This window comes from Thermogutta sp. (assembly GCF_014359955.1).
Lineage (GTDB): Bacteria > Planctomycetota > Planctomycetia > Pirellulales > Thermoguttaceae > Thermogutta.
This window is the reverse complement of record NZ_JACIYL010000791.1, coordinates 1-2,010: the sequence shown is the minus strand read 5'-3', so window position 1 is coordinate 2,010 and position 2,010 is coordinate 1. Positions and strand designations below refer to the sequence as shown.

General features: G+C 57.7%; 3 protein-coding genes. 2 read left to right on the top strand and 1 reads right to left on the bottom strand.

Translation table 11 applies throughout. The features are described from left to right. Window positions 1-205 precede the first annotated feature (205 nt). Window positions 206-787, bottom strand: coding sequence for a hypothetical protein (locus H5U08_RS17005; protein ID WP_297035808.1), 582 nt, complete (start codon window positions 785-787; stop codon window positions 206-208). 389 nt (window positions 788-1,176) lie between these two features. Here H5U08_RS17005 and H5U08_RS17000 point away from each other — a divergent pair, with 389 nt between their 5' ends. Continuing rightward, window positions 1,177-1,575, top strand: coding sequence for a DNA-directed RNA polymerase subunit alpha C-terminal domain-containing protein (locus H5U08_RS17000; RefSeq protein ID WP_297035805.1), 399 nt, complete (start codon window positions 1,177-1,179; stop codon window positions 1,573-1,575). A 134-nt stretch (window positions 1,576-1,709) separates the two neighbouring features. Next, the coding region (locus H5U08_RS16995) for a hypothetical protein (RefSeq protein WP_297035802.1) at window positions 1,710-2,010 on the top strand (301 nt) is incomplete at its 3' end.

The following is a 2,010-nucleotide window of genomic DNA, read 5'->3' as shown; positions in this document are numbered from 1 at the left end:
TTCAGCTTACCGCGCTCCATCAAGACCTTGCGCGGCCGATCAATCCCCAGTTTTGTAAAGACCACTGCGTGGGCATTGGCGCAATCTATTTTAGGGGCAATTCGTGAACTCTCCCTACCGTCACATACCTGCGTGTTGAATCCCACTCGCACGGGGCACGTGTCGGTGTCCAAATCCCCGTCGGCCGAGGAAAAGTCGGGATGTGTCAGATTGTGCGGACCTCAATGAGCCTCCGCCACATCGTTTCGGATTCGACTTCCTCGACCGCAAGGAAGAGAGGATGGTCGGCGTGCATGATCATTCCCACCAGGAAAAGCTGCCCCTCAGGGCCACGCGCAGGTCCCACCGCGCCGCAAAATGGAGTCCCACGCCCCCGATCACCCGGTAGGACCACGTTGCGAAAAAACTGACGGATAAAGCCGTTGACACTCAACTGCGGAGGCCAGCGGATGAATTGTGGCTCGTGCGTCTGGACGACCCGCATCAACCCCGGGGCAATGGCTTCGGCGAGCATGGGCCACTCTTGCGGATGCGGCAAAGTCCCCGTTCGACCGGCCGGCGCGAAAACCACAATATCCAGGCGAACGGGCTCGCCGTGGAAAAGTAGCTTCGGAAGTTCAGGGACTGGCCGGAGCTCCAGTCGCCCGACCTCGATCCGCAGGTCGGGCTCCATCCATTGTGGTTTGCGTCTCCGCCGCAGCCAGCGTCTCACCAGGATCACCGCAGAAAGAAGGAGCACCAGTCCCAGTATCGTCGCACCTGGAATAAGCCAACCTGTCACCTCCATCAGCGTCCCTCACGAATAGTCTTGGCTGACTGCTGAACCTCAGGTCAAGGAAACGTGCTGTATCGTGAGCGAGGAAAGGTTACGCCATCGCGAAGGGCAGGCTAACCCCTCCGCAAGATGGGCGGCTGTATGCGTGTCCGCGCAACCGGTATCTTCCACAAATTCGGAAAACTTGATATAGTATCAACAGTTTGAGCCGTCTGCACCACAGCCGGCTGGAGACCGACTGAGTGACCCCGTGGCAATCTCGTTGCAATCACTTCTCGGTGTCGTGGAAGTGAGTAGCCGGACGGTTCTCCAGAAGGCTCGCGGTGCTCATGTATGAATGGTGGTTTTTGTTGTGCCGGGCAACGGATTGCCACAGACAACCTTTCCAAGGAGGGAATGCGATGGGTTCCCGCGTTCGCATCAGCCCTGCCGCCGTTTACGAGGCCGAATTGCAGAAACGGTTGGAGATGAGCACGGCGGAAATTGGGCTTTCCGTCCGTACGACGAACTGCCTCGAGGATCGAGGCATTTTCACGGTGGCACAGTTGTTGGACACGAAGCCGGAGGATCTTCTCAAAATCGCCAATTTCGGCGAAAAAACCTTGGAAGAGGTGTATCAGGCGCTCGAACGGTTGGGCTTCTATCGGAGGAGCCGCCTCCAGGCTCTGGGAATTTCTGATCGCCCGACTCCTTTCGTTCCCGAACTTTCCGACTCCTGCGTTATCCAGTTCCGGGTGGTCATGGATGACTCGACAACCGTCCCGGTTTTTGAGCAAAATAAAGAAGGTGTGATGGGCTGACTCCGCCCCTTCCGTGATTTCGCCGACCGAATTTCCGAAGGCTTTGCGCAAACGGCCTCGGGTGGCTGTTTTTGTGCGATCGCGCACGGCCTGCCGCGGGGTCAGCATCCTGACGTTGACCGGGAAGGTGTCAGTTGGCTCGCTGGTTCCGCCTGTTTGAGAAAAAACGCGGCAATCGCCGAACGGGTTCAGAACGAATTGCCGGACTCTGGGAGGCAGCTTTTTTCGCCAGCCTGTTCCTCCTGGGATGTCTTGGCTTTTGGCTTGCATTGCGTTTTCTGCTTTTGCCCGAGTGGCGATCCGGCAAGGACTTTCTGCCCGTTCCCTGCAAAATTCTGGAAACGCGTTTGGGGACAACGGTGCGGGAAGGGCAAACGCTCTATCGGCCGGAAGTCTGCATCGAGTATCGTGTGGGAGAGCGTCTCTACCGGCTTT

Bases quoted from the DNA above. Each gene is read 5' to 3' on its own strand.
- H5U08_RS17005 (WP_297035808.1), bottom strand. From the start codon at position 787: ATGGAGGTGACAGGTTGGCTTATTCCAGGTGCGACGATACTGGGACTG.
- H5U08_RS17000 (WP_297035805.1), top strand. From the start codon at position 1,177: ATGGGTTCCCGCGTTCGCATCAGCCCTGCCGCCGTTTACGAGGCCGAA.